Origin of the sequence: Pseudomonas sp. (assembly GCF_050739655.1) — a bacterium.
Taxonomy (GTDB): domain Bacteria; phylum Pseudomonadota; class Gammaproteobacteria; order Pseudomonadales; family Pseudomonadaceae; genus Aquipseudomonas.
In genome coordinates, this window is the sequence record NZ_JBOIBY010000064.1 from 1 (window position 1) to 4142 (window position 4142).

General features: G+C 59.7%; 4 protein-coding genes. All 4 read right to left on the reverse strand.

Annotated features, from left to right (window positions below; all coding sequences use genetic code 11):
- Positions 1–110: 110 nt before the first annotated feature.
- From lnt to ACRESJ_RS03525, 4 genes are read right to left on the reverse strand one after another with little or no spacing between them, the layout of a single operon-like run.
- A complete protein-coding gene (lnt, locus tag ACRESJ_RS03510; RefSeq protein WP_431756660.1) occupies positions 111–1634 on the reverse strand; it encodes an apolipoprotein N-acyltransferase in 1524 nt (507 codons plus the stop codon).
- A 15-nt stretch (positions 1635–1649) separates the two neighbouring features.
- A complete protein-coding gene (locus ACRESJ_RS03515; protein WP_128606005.1) occupies positions 1650–2489 on the reverse strand; it encodes an HlyC/CorC family transporter in 840 nt (279 codons plus the stop codon).
- Between the two features lie 5 nt (positions 2490–2494).
- Positions 2495–2989, reverse strand: a complete 495-nt coding sequence (gene ybeY, locus ACRESJ_RS03520) for an rRNA maturation RNase YbeY (protein ID WP_431756661.1) — start codon at positions 2987–2989, stop codon at positions 2495–2497.
- A complete protein-coding gene (locus tag ACRESJ_RS03525) occupies positions 2982–3989 on the reverse strand; it encodes a PhoH family protein (protein WP_431756662.1) in 1008 nt (335 codons plus the stop codon). Before ACRESJ_RS03525 ends, ybeY begins: the two co-directional genes overlap by 8 nt.
- Between the last annotated feature and the right edge of the window lie 153 nt (positions 3990–4142).

Genomic DNA, 4142 nt, shown 5'->3' on the forward strand with positions numbered 1-4142 from the left:
GGTTGGGTATTCGCTTTTTTACCGATGAAAATCAAAAGATCGCAGCCTGCGGCAGCTCCTACCAGGTGAATACAAATCCCGTGTAGGAGCTGCCGCAGGCTGCGATCTTTTTAGACGGTTTTCGCCATCCGGCTCGCCACCAGCGCCCAGCCAAACAACAGCACGCAGACAATGATCAACGGCCACGAGCGCCATTGCAGATAAGGCGTCAGGTTGTGCATCGGTACCACTTCGCCGTACAGGATGCCGCGTTCAAACTGCGGGATCTGTTCGGTGATCTGGCCAAACGGGTTGATCAGGCCCGTGACGCCGTTGTTGGTGGCGCGGATCATCCAGCGGCCGGCCTCCAGTGCGCGCATCTGTGCCATCTGCAAGTGCTGCAGTGGACCGATGGATGTACCGAACCAGGTGTCGTTGCTGATCGTCAGCAGCAGGTCGCTTTGTGCCGCCAGCCCTGCGGCGAATTCCGGATACACCACTTCGTAGCAGATGAACGGCGCTATCTGGTAACCCTTGGCTTGCAACATCGCCTGATCGGCCGGGCCGCGGGCGAAGTCCGACATCGGCAGGTCGAAGAACGCGATCAGTCCTCGCAGCGCGTCCTGCAGGGGCACGTATTCGCCAAACGGCACCAGTTTTTGCTTGAGGTAGGTACCGTCGCCTTCGCCAACCACGGTAATGCCGTTGAAAAAGCGCTTCTCTTGATGGACGACTTTCCTGATCGGCACACCGGTAATCAGGGCTGAATCCCGATCAGCAGCGAATTTGCCCATCATGTCCAGATAGCCCTGGGCGGACTCCTTGAGTACGGGGACTGCGGTTTCCGGCCAGATCAGCAGGTCGACGCGCTTGGAGGCCAGGCTCATGTCGCGATACAGCGCGAGTTGCGAATTGAGCTGCTCCGGGTCCCATTTCATGCTCTGTTCGATGTTGCCCTGAATCGCTGCGACACTTAGCGGGGCGCCGGACGGGGAGGTCCACGCATGCTGCTTCAGTGCCATGCCCACAATCCACGGGCCGACCAGCAACAGGGCGCCAATCACGATGAAGCCTTTGCGACGAGTGCGGGCCAGACGCATGCCGTTGTAGATCAGGGCGGCGGTCAGGGCCAGCGTGAAGGAGATCAGCCACATCCCACCGACGGGGGCGAGCCCGGCCAATGGGCCGTCGAGCTGGCTGTAACCGGAATACAGCCACGGGAAACCGGTCAGGAACCAGCCGCGGAATGCCTCTTGGCCGACCCACAATGCCGCGAAAGCCAAGGCATCGGCCAGCGGGGCTTCGTTGCGCCGTAGCCAGCGTGCCCAAAGCCAGGCGGGCAAGGCGAAGAACCAGGCAATCGCCGCCGTGAAAATCAGCATCAGGAAGCCGGCCAGCAGCACGGACGCGCCACCGAAGTGGTGAATGCTGTAGTAGATCCAGCTGGTGCCAGCACCGAACAGGCCGAAGCCGAAGCACCAGCCACGACCCAGGGCTTGGCGGGGCGTCAGCTCACGCAGGCCGGCATAGAAAAGCCCGACCGCCAGCAATGCCAGCGGCCAGATATCGAACGGCGCCAGGGCCAGGGTGGTGATTGCACCGGCCGCCACGGCCAGCAGGTTACCGGGCCAGCCGGGGCGGGTTGTCCAGCGCATTTCTATCCTTAATGTTTACCGGGCGATAGGCGTCAGTCGTAGCAGATGAATCCGACGGCTGTCGGCATTCAGGATGCGGAAACGATAGGTGCCGATTTCAGTGATTTCGTTGCGTTTTGGCAAGTGCCCGAACGCGCTCATCACCAGGCCGCCAACGGTGTCGAATTCGTCGTCGGAGAATTCGCTGTCGAAGAACTCGTTGAAGTTCTCGATCGGCGTTAGTGCCTTGATCAGGAAGTCACCGCTGGGCAGCGGCTTGATGTAGCTGTCTTCTTCGACATCGTGTTCATCTTCGATGTCGCCGACGATTTGCTCGAGCACGTCTTCGATGGTCACAAGGCCCGCCACGCCGCCGTACTCGTCGATGACGATGGCCATGTGGTTGTGATTGGCGCGGAACTCGCGCAGCAACACATTCAGGCGCTTGGATTCGGGCACGAACGTGGCTGGGCGCAGCAGGTCCTTGATGTTGAAACTGTCGCCGTTCTCCTTGAGGATCAACGGCAGCAAGTCCTTGGCCAGCAACACGCCCATCACGTCATCGTGGCTTTCGCCGATGACCGGGTAGCGGGAGTGGGCCGAGTCGACCACGGCCGGCAGGAACTCGCGAGGTGTCTGGGTCGCCTTGATGCTGATCATCTGCGAGCGCGGGACCATGATGTCCCGTACTTGCAGGTCAGCCACCTGGATGGCGCCTTCGACGATGGCCAGCGCTTCGCTGTCCAACAGTTTGTTCTGGTGTGCATCGCGCAGCAGCTCCAGCAGCTCCTGGCGGTTTTTCGGCTCGTGGGCAAAAGCCTGGGTGAGCTTACCCAGCCAAGACTTCTGCCCGTTGCTCGATCGATCTTCGCTCATAGCGATTACTCTGAATCCTTTGTTGTTTTGGTAAGGGGTGCATCGATTTCGTCGTCCGCGTACGGATCGGGAAAGCCCAGTTCTGCAAGCAACGTTCGTTCCAGTGCTTCCATCTCTTCGGCTTCATCGTCATCTATATGGTCGTAACCGAGCAGATGCAAGCAGCCGTGAATCACCAGGTGTGCCCAATGGGCCTTGAGTGACTTGCCTTGTTCGGCAGCTTCACGCTCGACCACGGCCACGCAGATCACCAGATCGCCCAACAGCGGGATATCGAGAAACTCGTCCGGCACATCTGCAGGAAACGACAGGACGTTAGTGGCGTAATTTTTCTGCCGCCAGGTGTGATTGAGCTCGCGGCCTTCTTCCTCGTCGACCAGGCGGATGGTCATTTCGGAGTCGGCAGTGCGCTGGCGCAGGGCCAGCTCGCACCATTGGCGGAATTCGGCTTCAGATGGCGCGGACTTTTCGGTCGCGATTTGCAGGTCAAGCTCAAGCATCGCGGCGGCTTTCCTTGGCGGCTGCATCGTCGGCCGCTTTGGTTTCGAAGCGCTCATAGGCTTCGACAATCCGCTGCACCAACGGATGGCGCACGACGTCCTTGGGCTGGAAGTGGGTGAAGCTGATGCCCGGTACGTCCTTGAGCACTTCAATCACGTGATGCAAGCCGGACTTGGTGCCGCGAGGCAGGTCGACCTGGGTGATGTCACCGGTAATGACAGCCGTGGAGCCGAAGCCGATCCGGGTCAGGAACATCTTCATCTGTTCGACAGTGGTGTTCTGGCTTTCGTCGAGGATGATGAAGCTGTTGTTCAGCGTACGACCACGCATGTAAGCCAGTGGCGCAACTTCGATGACCTGGCGCTCGATCAGCTTGGCGACGTATTCGAAGCCGAGCATTTCATACAGCGCGTCGTAGAGCGGGCGCAGGTACGGGTCGATTTTCTGGGACAGGTCGCCGGGCAGGAAGCCGAGTTTTTCACCCGCTTCAACCGCCGGGCGCACCAGCAGGATGCGGCGAATCTGCTCGCGCTCCAGCGCATCCACCGCGCAGGCGACAGCCAGATACGTCTTGCCGGTACCGGCCGGGCCGATGCCGAAGTTGATGTCGTTACCGAGGATTTCCTTCACGTAGCGCAGTTGATTCAAGCCGCGAGGGCGAATCATGCCTTTTTTTGTGCGCAGGGCGACGGAGGCTTCGGCGGGGGAGTGGTTGTCCAGCGCTTCGACGGAAGATTCCTGCAGGAACAGGTGAACCAGGTCCGGCGACAACTCGGTTCCCTTGGTTTCCCGGTACAGGCGGCGCAGCAGGTTTTCCGCGGAGGTGGTGTGTTTGCGCTCGCCGATCAGTTCGAACTGATTACCGCGGTTGCGGATCTCGATGGTCAGGCGCTTTTCGATCAAGCGCAAATGCTCATCGAATTGCCCGCACAGATTGGCGAAACGGTGAGCTTCAAAGGGCTCGAGAATAAAACGATGTGGTTCTATGGGTGCGTTCAAGGTCGTATTTAGCCGCCCTGGGGCAATAGTGATGAATCAAGGATAGCGCCAGTGGCGCGGGTGCGAAAGCTCTTATAAAGACCATTCTGATTCCCGCGACTGGCACTGTACCTGTGGGAGCGGGCTTGCTCGCGAATGCGGTCTGTCAGATGC